The following is a 14,446-nucleotide window of genomic DNA, read 5'->3' as shown; positions in this document are numbered from 1 at the left end:
GTCCGCTGACCCGGTGGTCCGGGGATCCGTCAACAAGGAGGTTGGCATGTCACGAACGAGGACCCTCTACGCCGTGCTGGGCGTCTCTGCGATGGTGGGAGCGTCCGCACTCGCTCTCTCCCCGATGTCGTCCCCGCCCCCGTCGTCGGCCGCCGTCGTGCCGTTCGCGGCACAGGCGCCGGACTCCGCGTTCACCCCGGCGGCTGACGCCAGCGGCCCCGCCGCGTGCACCAGGCCCGCCCCGGACAACCGGGTGTCGACGACCATCCACTGCTACACACCGGACCAGCTGCGCGAGCACTACGGCCTCGGTCCGCTCGCGACGGGCACGGAGGGTGCCGGCCAGACCATCGTGCTGGTCGACGCCTACGGCAGCCCGACCGCAGCGGACGACCTGAACTTCTTCGCGCAGACCTTCGGCGGCCCGGCCCCGGACTTCGAGGCCGTCTCGCCGCTGGGCACGCCGGACTACACCAACCCGACCGGGAAGGGCGTCGGCCAGTCCGGCCCGAACTCGGCCGCGGGCTGGGCGGGAGAGGCGAACCTCGACGTGCAGTGGGCGTACGCGATGGCTCCGAAGGCGCACATAGTGCTGCTCTCGACGCCGCCCGCCGAGACCCAGGGCGTGCAGGGCGTGCCCAACCTGATGAAGGCCATCGACTGGGCGATCACCAAGTATCCGTCCGGCACGGTGTTCTCGATGTCGTTCGGCACGGACGAGCAGACCTTCGGATCCGCATCGGCGGCGAAGACGCAGTTTGCGAAGTTCGACCAGACCTTCCAGCGCGGCCTGGCGAAGGGCGACACCTTCTTCGCCTCCTCGGGCGACGACGGATCCACCGGCTACGTGCGCTCGCACCGGGCCGGCACGGTGGGCTCCACCCCCGAGGTGAGCTACCCGAACGTCTCGCCGTACGTGACATCGGTCGGCGGCACCCAGGTGCAGGACGGGTGGACGTGGAACCCGACGCAGGACGTTCCCTACCTCGCCGATGGCAGCCGGAACCCGGCCTACTGGGGCTGGAACCCGGGTGGTGACACCGAGGCGGTCTGGAACGAGGGCGGCTTCGGGATCGGCACCGGCGGCGGCCTCTCCACGGTCTACCCGCGTCCGGCCTTCCAGGACGGGGTCTCCGGCGTCGTGGGCAACGCCCGCGGGGTGCCCGACCTCGCCTGGAACGCCGCGGTGAACGGCGGCGTGCTCGTGTTCCACTCGTACTTCCCGAGCACCGAGGGCGCCCCCGCCTGGGGCGTGTACGGCGGGACCTCGGCGGCGTCCCCGCAAGCGGCTGCGGCGACGGCGATCGCGAACCAGGCCAGGGCCGCTGCGGGCAAGGCTCCGATCGGCGACCTCAACAAGGCGCTGTACAGCTCGTCCTTCGACAAGTCGGCCGCCTTCCGCGACATCGTGCCGCAGACCTACGGCACGACGCCGAGCGGGATGCTGAACAGCAACCGGATGTGGGACATCGCCGCGGACGGATCCCTCACGCCGGACCCCGTGCCGGGCTACCCCACCACGGGAGGCTACGACCTGACGACCGGCTGGGGTGCGCCCACCGTGCCCGGGTACGTGGCGCAGCTCGCCGCGCAGTGAGTCCACGGTTCGGGGGCGGGCGGCTGCGGCCTCTCGCCCCCGAACTCTGCCCCGGCCGGGCGGCGTTTCGANACACTTTGCGCTCCTCGAACGGCGACGGCGGTCGTCCGGGGGAGGCCTTTCCGCCCAACTAGAATCGAAAGGCTATGGCTACTCCCGATCCCCGCACCACGACCGCCTCCGGATCCGACGTCCGCGTCCGCTTCTGCCCCTCGCCGACCGGATTGCCGCACGTCGGCATGGTCCGCACCGCGCTGTACAACTGGGCCTACGCCCGGCACACCGGCGGCAAGCTCGTGTTCCGCATCGAGGACACCGACGCGGCGCGCGACAGCGAGGAGAGCTTCCGCCAGCTCGTCGACGCACTGACCTGGCTGAAGATCGACTGGGACGAGGGCGTGGAGGTCGGCGGCCCGCACGGCCCGTACCGCCAGTCGCAGCGCGGGGACATCTACCAGAGCGTGATCGAGAAGCTCAAGGCGTCCGGCGCGGTGTACGAGAGCTACTCCACCGCGGAGGAGATCGACGCCCGCAACGAGGCGAACGGCCGCGCGAAGCAGCTCGGCTACGACAACTTCGACCGCGACCTCACCGAGGAGCAGCGTGCCGCGTTCCGCGCCGAGGGCCGCCAGCCCGCGCTGCGCCTGCGCGTGCCCGACGAGGACCTCACCTACGTCGATCTGATCCGCGGCGAGGTGACCTTCCCCGCCGGATCCTTCCCGGACTTCGTCGTCGTGCGCCCGAACGGCGCGCCGCTGTACACGCTGGTGAACCCGGTCGACGACGCGCTGATGGGGATCACGCACGTGCTGCGCGGCGAGGACCTGATGCCGTCCACCGCGCGTCAGCTCGCGCTCTACGGCGCGCTGATCGACGCCGGCGTGACGACGTTCGTGCCCCGCTTCGCGCACATGCCGCTCGTGCTGGGGGAGACCGGCAACAAGAAGCTGAGCAAGCGCGATCCGCAGGCAGACCTGTTCCTGCACCGCGAGCGCGGCTTCATCCACGAGGGGCTGCTGAACTACCTCGCCCTGCTGGGCTGGTCGATCGGCCCCGACCGCGACGTGTTCTCGCTCGAGGAGTTCACCGCGGCGTTCGACATCGTGAACGTGAACCCGAACCCCGCCCGCTTCGACCAGAAGAAGGCCGAGTCGATCAACGGCGACCACATCCGCAAGCTGGACGGCAAGGACTTCGCCGAGCGGATCCTGCCGTACCTCGCCGCCGCGGACGTGTTCGCAGGGGAGCCCACGCACGAGCAGATCGTGCTGGCGTTCCGCGCCGCGCCGCTCGTGCAGGAGCGCGTGCAGCTGCTCGGCGAGGTGCCCGGCATGCTCGGCTTCCTCTTCGCAGATCTGGTGTCCTACGACGAGGACGCGCTCAAAGGCCTGCCGGCGAACGCCGGCCAGGTGCTGATGGCCTGCGTCGCCGCCCTCGAGCGGCTCGAGACGTTCACGCCCGAGGCGATCCAGGACGCCCTCTCCGCCGCCCTGGTCGAGGGCCTCGGCCTCAAGCCGCGGGTCGCCTATGGCCCGCCGCGGGTCGCGCTCACGGGGCGTAGGGTGTCGCCGCCGCTGTTCGAGTCGATGGAGCTGCTCGGCAAGGACGAGACCCTGCGCCGGCTGCGGGCGCTCGCGGAGTTCCTGCCGGCGTAACGGGCGACCGCTGCGCGCGCTGCCTGGCGATCGCGTAGGCTCGACCGCAGTCGAGACCGAGAGGTTCCATGCCGGACGTGCGATCGGTGCCCGCGCTGGAACTCGAGCGCTACCTCGGACTGTGGTTCGAGATCGGCCGGTTGCCGCTGCGTTTCGAGGACGAGCAGGCCCGGGATGTCACCGCCGAATACTCGCTGCAGGCCGACGGCACCGTGCGCGTCGACAACCGCTGCCTCGACGAGGACGGGAAGCCTTCGCAGGCGATCGGGCAGGCGACCCAGGACCCGGCCCATCCAGGGCGCCTGAGGGTGTCGTTCCTGCCGCGCGGGCTCCGCTGGATCCCCTTCGCGCGCGCCGACTACTGGGTGCTGCGCGTCGACGACGGCTACCGTCATGCCCTTGTCGGCACGCCCGATCGAGCGCACCTGTGGCTGCTGGCGCGCGAGCCGGAGGCCGACCGGGTGACGGCCGAGTCCTTCCTGGCGACCGCCCGCGAGCAGGGCTACGACCTGGGGGCGTGGATCCGCCCGGCGCAATCCGGCGCGGTCGTCGCCTTCTGAGGCTCGACGCGCGCGGGATCCCGCGCCGGTTTGGATACCCGGGACCGCTCGGGTAAGCTTGAACCTCGGTGCAGGGCTCCGGTTCTGCCCTTGGGGTATGGTGTAATTGGCAACACGGCTGATTCTGGTTCAGTTGTTCTTGGTTCGAGTCCAGGTACCCCAGCCAAGCATGAGCATCATGCTAGAAAATGAGCCCCTCATCAGGGGTTTATGTTGTTGACCGTTGGTACATGCGAGATCGACGCGATTTTGTGTTTTTGCCGTCTGACCAGTGGTTGTCATGGTTCGAGTCCAGCTACCGATCTTGGGTATCGGTACATGTTTTCGGCGAGTTCGTCGGCTCTGTTGGATGTACCGATGCTCGTTGTGTCTGTCACAACGTTCACTTCTTGCGCAGCTTGCTGACGCGTTCCTTGAGATCGGTCATCCCGTCTGCGCCGAGCTTGTTCATGAGCTCTGTAGCATCCCGCTGCAATGCAGTGTCGCCGGAGTCGAGGGACGCTGCGATGACATCCGGTGTCGCATACTCGCGGAGGTCATAATCCTTCATCCCGCTGTCGTCCTTGTGGTCGATCAGCGCACGTAGCGCATGGAGGGCGTCGTGCGGATTGTCCGGGGCTGCAGTAGCGAGCTGCTCGCCGATCATCCCGCGTGTGCTCAGTGTTGGATCCAGCTCAGCAGCCTGCCGCAACCGCGGGAGCCACCAACTAGTCTCGAACTTCTTGCTCTGGACGAACCAATAGAAGTCGTCGAGTTCGGCGCTGTCTTCCGGTGTCTCTCGTACGTGGGCGACCCGCTCATCCCACAGTTTCTCGAGTCGCATCCTGATTGCCGGGTCAACGTGGTCGGAGTGCATGAATGACCACGCGATATGTCCGATGACAGATCCGCGTACTGCAGGCGGTGTGTCGGTGAAGAACATTCTTACAAGTAGATCATCGGGTGTGATCGCGTCCCAAATGATGCATGTCACGATCCATCGCCCGATGAGTTCCTGAGCGCCTGGATCGTCTCTCCATCCGATGGCGAGTGGCTCTTGCGTTCGCAATGCGGCGAGCAACGGACCGCGCAGCAGCTCCACAATCTTTGGATGTACGTTATGGGTAGCGAGCGTCGTGGTCAGCGCAATCTGTTGGTCATGTGTGAGCGCGGTCTCACTCCCGAACAGCGAATCAATGTGTGCGGTCAACCACTCGGGGTTGTTGTTGAAGAGTTGGGCGAATCCCTCACCAAGGACGGCATACCCCGCGCCAGCCTTGTCGTCGCGGCGTAGTTCTCGCTCCAGCGTGGCCAAGGAGCGCTCGGACCACGCTGTCGTGGGGCCGTGGGCGGCGAGATTGATCAGTCCGCGCAGCATGATTGGCCACTGCCAGTTCAGTGAGACGGTAAGGGGATCGGATCCTTCGCCGCTTTCCCGCGCCGCATACTCTGCCCATGCTTGCTCGTCGTCGAAGCTGCCGAGCAGAAGTTGTGCGATTTCCGATAGCTCCGCTTCGGCCACGATTCGCTCAGAGTTCGGGCGTGCGATATCGACGAGGAATCTGATGGTGGCCTGCTTTGCGTACCTGAAGTCAGGGTCGTCATCGAAATCTTGACCTTCTCTGGCGATCGGACTCGCCTGGTCGTGGGCGAGGATGTTCGCTGACACATCCAGCACTTGTTGCCAGTCGAGCGACAGTCCGTTCTTCCACGCCGTGTTCCATCCGGACATAATCGCGCGAAGGTAGGTCGGTCGCAGGCGGTCAGTCAGGGATGGAACGTCCCGGAGGGAGTCGGGATGTTCGGCGATGAGCTCTTCAAGCACGCGACCCATGCCTTCGTGACTGGGGCCCATCCATGCATCTCCGGAGCGCCAGTCCTCCAGATGCGTTACCAACTGTGCCGGGTGCATCTGCTCCATCTGTTCCCGGCTCGTGGGACTTGTGGGGCCTGTCCAGCTTGAGGACTTGAAGTCTGGCTCCCGTGGCGCCTTGATCGCGCCGAGCCGATCATCGAGATCCAGGAGACGATCGACATTCGCTTGCGGGAGATGCTCGGCACCAATGGTGGCAAGCAAGCGCTGCTGCCAATGCTCCATCTCTTCGTCTGCGCGCGTTTCGATGTCGGCGCCAACACCTTCTCGCGCGCGGATGGCCGCAATCAAGTGCTCGCGGGACCCGAGAGGCCCTGTGTCGAGGGCCTGCTGGAGAGCGTTCTCGACCGGCTGGTTGTGTTCGCGAAGCGCAATGAACAGGTCGGCGAATTCCACGCGACACGGTGAATCATGGGACGCCGGATCAGCGAGCAGCTCCAGCCCAACCTCGATGAGCTCCGGGTTTGGCTCCGACGTGGCGCTGAGCGAACGCGCGGCGGCATGAAGGGTGATCTTGCGTAGGACGATCATAGGCTGGGTGAGCAGGGTTCGGACGACGCGCCTCGCGTCGGTTGCCATGTTCCGGATGGCGGTGTTGCGGACGGCATCGATGAGCGCTTGCTCGATGTCAAGGTATCGCCCGTCGCGGGTTCCGATGTCGGATCGGGCGAGGCTGGTTATATCCATCGCGTCCGAGAACTTGCCGCTGAACTCCTCCCACTGTCGCAGCCACCTGGTCGCTACAACCAGTGCTGAGTCGCCGAGTGCCTCAACAGTTGCCGGCAGTTCCTCCATGTACCAGTACTCTTCAAGCGTTGTAGATGGCCTACCTGCGTCGGCATCTCGCCGCGGAGTGAACAACATGTTGGTGAAAGTGATTCCAAACTTGCGATCGTTGCCTCCAAGCAGAATGCGCGCAAGTCCCGTTAGGTCGGTCGGGTTGGTACGCCAACCAAATTCTGGGTTCCACGCCTGGATAAGTTCTCTTAGGCGAATCGCCTCAGAAGCAGGAAGCCCTCGTGCAATCTCAAACGTCGCTCGACGCACCCACGAGTTGCTGCTGCTCTTCAATCGGCGGAGGACATCGACAACGTCCTGGGGAACAAGCGGCGCCGCACGGATGAGGTAATCAACCTCTGGCCAATATGCCTCACGGATGTAGCCGTTGTCCTCACGCACAGGCTCCGGAGGGTGGTTAAACGCTTTGGCGTTCATGAGTGGCTTCACCCAACGAGGGTTCCTCAGACCCTCGAAGAACACGCGACGATGCTGAAGGGTATGTAGTGTGCTCAGCGCAGCAACGACTTCGGCCTTTGATGGCACCCTGAACGCGCCAGTTTCGCCATCTTCGGCGTTGTCTGCTGCGGCGTTTGCTGCAGTGAGGACATCGTCGATCGCCTCACGCGCGTCAAAGAACGCTGCGGTGCTCGCTTGAATAACGTCCTCCACAAGGCGTAGGTGGTCAAGGATCTGAGCATCTGACGGCAGAGCCCTAGTGCCCACCGGCATCCGTTCAAAATGCGCCCAATCAACAAACCATGTTCGAGTTTGGTTCCAGGGCGTGACGAGAGGGTGGTCAGCCTGAGGAGCGTCGGCGAGCAACGCCACGAGGTCGTCTCTAACCCGTCGACTCTCAAGGTCGGCAGCTACGAGGAGCCGATCGAGCCAGGTTGCGATCGGCCGCGGCACAGACACCATCTTTTCGCCGCCCTCGAGATCTACTCGTGACGACGGGAGCTTGCTGAGCAGGTCCTTGCTCGACGGCTTGATCCTCTCTGACGACGTCGTTCCCATTGCCCAGGGCAGCGAATTTATCAGCTCACGGATCGCGTGGCAGATCAGAGACACTCGAATTCGTTCAGTTCCTGGTGTCGGCGGTGTTGACAACTGATCGATCGCTGACTTGTAGTAGCTCGCCAATACGTCGCTCCGCTCAGTTAGCGCCGTATGGATGTCTCGCCGGCGTTCATCAAACAGCGCCGGTCTGAGCTGAGGCGACTTAGATGCGGGAGGCTGATTTGTTGAGTCACTTGTCATTTAGAAGATCCTTCCTATTCGGAATATGCATCATTTCCGCCGACGTGTAAAGACCTATTCTCAATTAGCGTGGTGTACCCGAAGGGCGCCGCTCATGCTTTGCGATCCCGGGAGAAGAGCGCATAGTAGGTCGTCCATCATGCCAAGACTGACCAACCGGGATTACCTCACGCACCGTCACTTCCTGATCGAACTCTGGAACGAGATGGAGGGTGCGGTGTTTGCTGAGCTTCCCGGCTGGGCTCAGCATGACCTCCACGACTTCTACGCCCCGTCCGAGTTCATGTGGGACGACGATGCTCTGGCCCACCGCGCTGCCATCACCAAGGCCTTCCCCGCATTGCCACAGAAGGCCGGCCGTGCGTATGAAGCCCTCAAGGCCTACCGCGAAGGCCGATCCAATTCGATGCTGACCACGGACCGTCAGGCCGCTACCGGTACCTCCCCAGTCGGTAACAGCAAGACCAAGACCCACTCCATCCGCGTCTCGGCCGTCTCTCGTCCGCAGATCGATCTCCACTATCTCGCCAAAGCACTGCTCCAACTGGCCCGTGATGACTTGGCCAAGCAGCATCCCGAGGTGCACCTCGATAAGGACATCCCCATCGATATAGACGAAGACCTCTCACGCTGACCTCCTCCTTGGTACACTCGCCCGCATTACCACCCCGCCCCGATGTAGCGCCCGGTACACAGCACCATGGGACAGGCCGTACCGCTCCTCGAGCTCAGTCATCGTTGCGCCGGCTTCGAATGCTTGCGCCATCGCGGCAGCGTCATGCTCGCTGACCTTGCGCCGCTGCACCGTGACGCCTTGCTCCCGCAGCAGCCGGATTAGGGCGGAAGGAGCGACGCCGAGTTCGCCCGCCAGCGATCGGGCGCTCTCACCAGCTCGAGCTCGACGGACGAGCTCATTCACCCGGACAGCCCCGAGCCGTTTGCCGAGCTTCTGCGGCTGATACGAAGCCGCACCGCTCGAACCTTCATCTCTGTCGCCAAGCACCGCCAGTTCCGCAGTTGATCGGGGGTAAAGCATCCCTCCAAATGGTTAGAACAGAGGTCGATAGCGCCAGCCAACAGAGAAGGCCCGGAAACACTGAGGAAGATCAGTGCTCCGGGCCTCTGTCGTTCCCGGCAGGGGAGAGGCGAACCCGGGCTTAGAGGCCGGGACGTGTCGATGGGTCGGGTGTGTCATCCTCGTCCGGCCCGGGCGGATCCACCGGCTGCGATGGATGCACCTCGCCAGCGACCTGTTCACCAGGACATCGTCCCGGGGGGCCGCCGCGAGGCTGATGGCTGCGCGGGAGATCGGGAGTCAGCGCACGTCGCGGAAGGTGATCACGGCCCCGAAGCCGTGCTCGGAACCGATGACGAGGCGATCCGAGGCGGCAGCGAACGGCACGCCTACCCGCTCAAGTCGCGCCGCCACATCGTCGAGCTCGGGCACGGCGATGATGAATCCCGTGAAGCCGTGGGGAGCTGCGCCCGCCTCGACGCGGAGCTCACCGTGCTCCGCGAGCGCGTACGAGTGGCCCGCGGCGGTGGCGGCGACGCCGGTGAAGGCTTCGAGGAAGGCGATGTGGTCGGCCGGGCGGGGCACGACGAGGTCGACCGCGAGGACGTTCGTGGCACCGTTCGGGTGCTGCTGCAACGCGGGGCTCCAGAACGCCTCCGGGAAGAGCTGCTGGCAGACGAAGAAAGACGCCTCGGACAGGCGTTCGTCCTGCGCGAAGGCAAGAGTGAACGCGACATGCGTCTCGCTGCCGTCGGCGGCGCGCCCGGCGCGTTCGAACGAGAACGGTGCGAACGCGCCGATGCCCTCCCGCGCGAAGTCGGCGGCGTCCGCTGCGGCATCGGCGCTGTCGAGCACGAACATCGCGAGTCCTTCGCGGAGAGTCAGATAGTCCCGCACGAAGGCGCCGAAGCTGAAGGATCCCGGGGCGTGCGGGGGGATGAGAGCGCTGTCGGCGACGGTGATCAGCTCGAGGAACGACGAACCGAGCTGGACGACGTGGTTCTCGGTTCCCCACGGGTGGCGGTTGCGCGCGCCGACCTGGAAGCCGAGCGCCCGGTAGAACTCCGCCGCGGCGGTCAGATCGTGCACGGCCAGCACCAGGTGGTCGATGCGCCGATTGATCGTCATGCGGTTTCTCCCTCGGTCAGCCGGCGGCGGACGGTCGCAGCGGCACGGGCGGACGCCTCGGCGGCACCCGCGAGGTAGCCCGCCTCCCGCGTGCTGGTCTCGCTGCCGGCGAGCACGAGTCGATCCGCCCAGTCGCCCTCCACCCAGGGCTCCCGATGCGACGGATGGCCCGTGGAGGTCGGGTCGTCCGCGGTGGCGGTGAGCGGGTCGGCGGCCCAGTCCTTGAACAGCGTCGCCGTCGGGTTGGTCGCATCGGGGCCGAACAGACGGGCGAGCTGGGCGACGCATGCGTCGGTGAGGGCCTCCTCGCCGATCGCGACGCGTTCGACAGGACCGACGCCGAGGAAGCCGAAGAGCGCCGCACTCCCGGACGCGGTGGTCGCGTCGTGGATCTCGAGCATGGGTCCGACCATGCTCTGTGCGGTCCCGGAGAGTCCGGCGTCCCGCCAGAAGGCTGTCTCGTAGAGGGCGCAGAACTTCGCCTGCGAGGCCATCCACGTCGGGGTGCCGCGCCAGAGCGCAGCCGTCGCGGCGGGGATGGCGGGGGAGAACGTCATCGTCGCGGCGAGCAGGCGCGGGGGCAGCGCGGCGAGGATGTACTGCGCGTCGACGGACCGCGTGCCGGACCCGTCCTGCACCTGCAGCCGGACTCCGCCCGGGGTCAGCTCGAGACCGGTGACGGTGGCCCCGAGGTTGATGCGATCGGCGGGGACCCGATCGGCGAGCGCCCGCACGAGAGCGGCGCTGCCACCGCGGAGCCGCATGCTCTCCGGCTCCTGCGGGAGACCCCGGTACCGGCCCGCGGGCTCCCGCGACATCCGCTCGAACACGACGTCGCCGGTGCTGTTCTGCGCGAAGGCCTCGATCCCCAGCACGTCGACCAGCTCAGCGATCGCGGGCTGGACACGAGGCCAGAACCACGAGGCGCCGAGATCGTACCCGTCGTCACTCGTCGCTGCGGAGCCGTCGACCGTGAGCACCCTGCCGCCGAGGCGTTCACGCGCCTCGAACACCTCGACGGACACGCCCGATGCGGAGAGCAGGCGCGCGGCGTTGAGCCCGGCCACGCCCGCGCCGATGACGGCGACCTGGGTGGTCATCCTCGTTCCCCGCCCTCGGCTCCGCTTTCGATGGCCGTCTCGATCTCCGTCTTGACCGCGTCCATGTCCAGCGCGCGCACCTGCTCGATCAGCGACTCCAACGCGGTCGGGGGCAGTGCGCCCGCTTGGGAGAAGATCCCGATCCCGTCGCGGAACACCATGAGCGTCGGGATCGAGGTGATCTGGGCCATGGCGGCCAGTTCCCGCTCGGCTTCCGTGTCGACCTTGGCGAACACGATGTCAGGGTGGCGCTCCGACGCCTGCTCGAAGATCGGCGCGAACATGCGGCACGGGCCGCACCACGCCGCCCAGTAGTCGACGAGCACGATGCCGTCACCGGAGACGGCCTGCTCGAAGTCCTGGAGGGTGAGGTCTCGGGTGGTCATCTGGTCGCCCTTCCTGCCTGGTCGCGAGACGGTGGCCGATCACGGGGCGTCGACCGGCTGCCCCCAGCATACGGCTAATGCGCAACATGTATCCCAGATGTCGGCATACGACGCACTCGGGAAGGCCCCGCGGGGGAGAGACCCGACCGGCTGTATCAGCCGCGTGTGCCGAACGCCGGGGTGAAGACCCTGCCGAACGGCGGCTCCGTGCTCGCCGGCTGCCCCGTCTCGGAGATGTGGCCGCTGAGGGCGGCCGCGAAGGCGTCGGTCTCGCCGTCGCGCAGCCGCGCCGTGAGAGTGCGGTGCTCGTCGATGATCTCCGCGCATCGGGTGAGCAGCCGGTCCCCGCCTGCGAACAGCAGGTGACGGTGCCGGTCGGCGAGGCGATCGTAGAGCTCGAGAAGCACCGCGTTGCCGCCTGCTTCGACGAAGCCGCGGTGGAAGGCGAGGGTGAGGTCGATGAAGCGCCGCACGTCGCCGGCCTCGAAGGCGGCGACCTGCTCGGCGATCGAGGCGTCGAGGAGGTCGGCGAACTCGCTGCGACGATCGGGGTCCGCTCGTCCGACCGAGGTGGTCTCGAGGACCAGACGGGCGTCGGCGTGCTCGGCGGCCTGCCTTGCGGAGAGCCCCTGCACCAGTGCGCCGCGCTTCGGGTAGATCACGATCCAGCCCTCGTCCTGCAGCCGGCCCAGCGCGGCACGCACCGGTGTGCGACTCACTCCGAGCGTCCCGGCCAGGGCGGCCTCGCCCAGCATGTCGCCCGGCCGATACGTCCCTTCGAGGATCCCGTCGCGTATCGCGCGGTAGGCCCTTTCAGCCGCGCTGGTCTGGTCCATGGATCCCCGTCTCGCTGACTCGATGCAAGAAGGATACAACTTGCATCGAACGGCTCGGTCCCCGGGGAAACTCCTTGTCGAGACCAGGGGATGGACAGGGATCTCGTGTTTCCGTCAGCCGACGACGTTCCCGTCCGGGATGAGGATGCCCCCTGAGGTGTTTCCATCTCGACCGCGTACTCCGCGCTGCCGTAGAAGAGGAACCCCATGAGGACGACAGTAGACCTCGTGCCGCCGTGTTCTGCTACGGATTCAGCGGAGCCCGTTCGGGTCGGGCACGACCAGTCCGCCGGGCCGATCGACCGCGGCCGCGAGATCGCTGATCCGCTCGGGATCGAGGGGCGGCGGTGCCGGGCTCCTGAAGTCGAACCGGATCGGGATCGTGGGCCGCAACCAGATTCGATCCGCTCCGTCGGGGCGTGCGGCGTCGACGCTCAGAAGGACGCTCTCACCGCGGAGGAGCTTCGCGGTGATGATGACTTCGAGGTGCTCGAGAGTGACGTCTTCGATCTCGACGCAGTGTTCGGCAACCCCGTACGTGAGCGTGCCCATCGGGGCACCGTAGATGCGCGGCTCCTCTTCGTCCCAAGGGGTTGTGCATCGGAGCGCCACTCGCGACAATGCGTCGCCGGCCGTCGCCCCACGCAGTTCGAAGCAGTCGCGTCCGGGTAATGCAAGCCCCTTGTCCCTGCCGTGGCATGCATGTGACCGTCTATCGGCGGGCTTCCGCCATTCAGCGGAAGGAAGATCGGATGGTCGATACGGGCGACATCGCCACTCCCCAGAGCGCACCCGGTCCCGGGGACGGCGACGGCGACACTGCTCGCTCCGGGAAGAAGCGCAATCCTCTGGTCCGCTTCTTCCGGGTGCTCGGGCCGGGACTCGTCACCGGCGCCGCGGACGACGACCCGTCCGGGGTGGCGACGTACTCGCAGGCCGGCGCGACATTCGGGAACGGACTGCTGTGGACCGTTCCGCTCTCGTTGCCCCTGATGATGGCGGTGCAGGAGATCTGCGACAGGATGGCGCTGGCGACGGGCGACAGCCTCGGCATGCTGATCCGGCGCAAGTTCCGACGGGGTGTGGGCATCGCGATCGGCATCCTCATCGTCGCGCTCATCGCGGCGAACTGTCTGAACCTCGCCGCCGACCTCAATGCGATCGGTCAGGGGATGCAGCTCCTGCATGCCGGGCCGGCCTGGATCTGGAGCATCGTCGCGGGAGTCCTGATCCTCGTGACGGTGATGCTCGGCTCCTTCGAGCTGATCGGGAAGATCTTCAAGTGGCTGTGCCTGGTCCTGCTCGTCTACGTCGGGGTCCTGTTCGCCACCCACGTCGACTGGGGCGGTGTCATGAGCGGCCTGGTCGGCGCGCAGTTCCGCTTCACGCCCGCCTACCTGGGCCTTGCGGTCGCCGTCCTCGGCACGAGCATTTCGCCGTACATGTTCTTCTGGCAGTCCGCGCAGCGGATCGAGGAGCTGCGCGACGAGGACCGGGGCGGTGACGAGGCTCCCGCCCTCGACGAACGTCCGAGGCCGGAAGCGCGCCGACGATTGCGCAACGCGCGCGTCGACGTCTTCACGGGGATGGCCTTCAGCGTCCTCATCATGTTCGCGATCATCGCGTCGTCCGCCGCGACCCTGGGTGCGCACCACAAGACCGTCTCGAGCGCTGCCGAGGCGGCCAAGGCGCTCGAGCCCATCGCGGGGAGCTTCGCCAGCGCCCTCTTCGCACTCGGCTTCATCGGATCAGGGATGCTCGCGGTGCCCGTGCTCGCCGCCGCAGGGGCCGCCGGGCTCGCTGCGCTCATCAACAAGGACTGGGGCCTGGAGAAGAGCCCGCGCCGGGCGCCGCTCTTCTACATCCTGCTCGGCCTCGGCATGATCGGCGGCACGATCCTCGCCGTCGCCTCGACCGACCCGATCGGGCTCCTCGTGCTCAGCGCCATCGTCAACGGCATCGCCGCCGGCCCCTTCCTGATCATCCTCATGCTGATCTCCCGGGACCGGGCCATCATGGGGAAGCACCGCAACGGCAAGCTCGCCGCGACCCTGGGCTGGTTCACCACGGCGCTGATGTGCGTCGCAGGGGCCTACGGCGTCTGGTACACGATCGCCGGCGGCTAGAGCCGCCCTGTTCCGCCCACCGGAGAACCACGGATGGGCGTCGCGCGGGGCGTCGTTCCCGATGGTCGCGAAGAGGCGTCTTTTCCGGAATATCGAGATATCGGCATGCTGAACCCGGCTTAGGATGAGGCCAGGCGGCTCTTCGTGGGGAGCC

The 14,446-nt window shown here is 66.5% G+C and carries 11 protein-coding genes and 1 tRNA gene; 6 read left to right on the top strand and 6 right to left on the bottom strand.

Going from position 1 to position 14,446, the window contains the following annotated elements; genetic code table 11:
• Positions 1-46: 46 nt before the first annotated feature.
• The 4 genes from ACTJJZ_RS07535 to ACTJJZ_RS07520 all read left to right on the top strand — a co-directional run bounded on the left by ACTJJZ_RS07535 (position 47) and on the right by ACTJJZ_RS07520 (position 3,978).
• Positions 47-1,597: a S53 family peptidase gene (locus ACTJJZ_RS07535; RefSeq protein ID WP_440720560.1), complete on the top strand. Its 1,551-nt coding sequence runs from the start codon at positions 47-49 to the stop codon at positions 1,595-1,597.
• Positions 1,598-1,743: 146 nt separating this feature from the next.
• Positions 1,744-3,252 carry a glutamate--tRNA ligase gene (gltX, locus tag ACTJJZ_RS07530; protein ID WP_440720559.1) on the top strand — a complete coding sequence of 503 codons (1,509 nt, stop codon included), beginning with the start codon at positions 1,744-1,746 and terminating at the stop codon, positions 3,250-3,252.
• Positions 3,253-3,320: 68 nt separating this feature from the next.
• On the top strand, positions 3,321-3,812 hold the full coding sequence (locus ACTJJZ_RS07525) for a lipocalin family protein (protein ID WP_440720558.1): 492 nt from the start codon (positions 3,321-3,323) through the stop codon (positions 3,810-3,812).
• A gap of 91 nt (positions 3,813-3,903) precedes the next feature.
• A tRNA-Gln gene (locus tag ACTJJZ_RS07520) sits at positions 3,904-3,978 on the top strand.
• A 216-nt stretch (positions 3,979-4,194) separates the two neighbouring features.
• On the opposite strand, the gene ACTJJZ_RS07515 is transcribed toward ACTJJZ_RS07520, so the two are convergent.
• The gene (locus tag ACTJJZ_RS07515; protein ID WP_440720557.1) at positions 4,195-7,701 is read right to left on the bottom strand and encodes a hypothetical protein; all 3,507 of its coding nucleotides are present in this window, start codon (positions 7,699-7,701) and stop codon (positions 4,195-4,197) included.
• A 139-nt stretch (positions 7,702-7,840) separates the two neighbouring features.
• Here ACTJJZ_RS07515 and ACTJJZ_RS07510 point away from each other — a divergent pair, with 139 nt between their 5' ends.
• Positions 7,841-8,335: a hypothetical protein gene (locus ACTJJZ_RS07510; RefSeq protein ID WP_440720556.1), complete on the top strand. Its 495-nt coding sequence runs from the start codon at positions 7,841-7,843 to the stop codon at positions 8,333-8,335.
• Positions 8,336-9,016: 681 nt separating this feature from the next.
• Here the strand turns inward: ACTJJZ_RS07510 and ACTJJZ_RS07505 are convergent.
• The 5 genes from ACTJJZ_RS07505 to ACTJJZ_RS07485 form a co-directional block, all read right to left on the bottom strand.
• Complete coding sequence (locus tag ACTJJZ_RS07505; protein WP_440720555.1) at positions 9,017-9,844, bottom strand: VOC family protein; 828 nt, start codon at positions 9,842-9,844, stop codon at positions 9,017-9,019.
• Positions 9,841-10,944, bottom strand: a complete 1,104-nt coding sequence (locus tag ACTJJZ_RS07500; protein WP_440720554.1) for a flavin monoamine oxidase family protein — start codon at positions 10,942-10,944, stop codon at positions 9,841-9,843. Before ACTJJZ_RS07500 ends, ACTJJZ_RS07505 begins: the two co-directional genes overlap by 4 nt.
• Positions 10,941-11,330 carry a thioredoxin gene (gene trxA / locus ACTJJZ_RS07495; protein WP_440720553.1) on the bottom strand — a complete coding sequence of 130 codons (390 nt, stop codon included), beginning with the start codon at positions 11,328-11,330 and terminating at the stop codon, positions 10,941-10,943. The genes ACTJJZ_RS07500 and trxA overlap by 4 nt, the downstream gene beginning before the upstream one ends.
• A gap of 155 nt (positions 11,331-11,485) precedes the next feature.
• Positions 11,486-12,166 (bottom strand): GntR family transcriptional regulator, encoded by a 681-nt coding sequence (locus tag ACTJJZ_RS07490; RefSeq protein ID WP_440720552.1) that lies wholly within the window; start codon positions 12,164-12,166, stop codon positions 11,486-11,488.
• A 252-nt stretch (positions 12,167-12,418) separates the two neighbouring features.
• Entirely contained in the window at positions 12,419-12,718 is a 300-nt protein-coding gene (locus tag ACTJJZ_RS07485; protein ID WP_440720551.1) for a DUF7882 family protein, read from the bottom strand.
• A gap of 200 nt (positions 12,719-12,918) precedes the next feature.
• Here ACTJJZ_RS07485 and ACTJJZ_RS07480 point away from each other — a divergent pair, with 200 nt between their 5' ends.
• Complete coding sequence (locus tag ACTJJZ_RS07480; RefSeq protein ID WP_440720550.1) at positions 12,919-14,292, top strand: Nramp family divalent metal transporter; 1,374 nt, start codon at positions 12,919-12,921, stop codon at positions 14,290-14,292.
• The last annotated feature ends 154 nt before the right edge of the window (positions 14,293-14,446 follow it).

This window comes from Microbacterium sp. 22242 (assembly GCF_052045495.1).
Classification (GTDB): Bacteria; Actinomycetota; Actinomycetes; order Actinomycetales; family Microbacteriaceae; genus Microbacterium.
The sequence above is the reverse complement of the archived record's forward strand: the minus strand, read 5'-3'. Positions and strand labels throughout refer to the sequence as shown.